Here is a 686-nt window from a genome sequence, read left to right on the forward strand (position 1 = left end):
CGGCGCGGGTCAGCTTGAAGGTGTCTCGGCTGGTTAGCGATCTTTCCTGGTTGAAGTGGTTGTATACGGAGGAATAGACGGAAGCGAATTTCTGTAGACATCGCATGCGCCTGAAACGTTGCATCGCGCGTTCGCGTCGTCGGAAAGGCAGGTGCGAGTTCTCGACGCGGTTGTTGAGCCACCTTCCCGTCCTTTGTTTTTCGAGTGCACCCAGTTCTCTGAGCGCGGCTCTGTATGAGGCAAAGCGATCCGTGACGACGGTTTCCGCTTTGCCGTGTCGCTTCATTAACTTTTTGAGGAATTTCAGTGCTGCAGCTTTGTTTCGGCGTTTGGTGACAACGGCTTCCAGCACCTCGCCTTCGTGATCAACAGCCCGCCAAAGATAATGCCGCTTGCCATTTACCTTCACGAAAACCTCGTCCACGTGCCACTTCCATTTGGAGAATGCTCTCGATTGCTGAACACGCTTTCTTCGGATCTCAGAGGCAAACATCGGACCGAACCTGTTCCACCAATATCGGATAGTTTCGTGGCTCACGTCGACCCCGCGTTCGTGCAGCAGATCTTCAACATTCCGAAGTGAAAGAGGGAAACGGATGTACAGCATCACTGCAAGGCGGATGATCTCGGGACTGGTTTTGAAGTACTTGAAAGAGGCAGGTTTGGTCATGGGCAAAAGCTACGCA

The 686-nt window shown here is 52.9% G+C and carries 1 protein-coding gene; it reads right to left on the reverse strand.

Features of this window, described 5'->3' with window-relative positions; genetic code table 11:
- The coding region (locus tag ACR0J8_RS24260; protein ID WP_480892884.1) for an IS6 family transposase at positions 1-670 on the reverse strand (670 nt) is incomplete at its 3' end.
- Positions 671-686 lie beyond the last annotated feature (16 nt).

It is taken from the genome of Ruegeria sp. N11, from assembly GCF_056531525.1.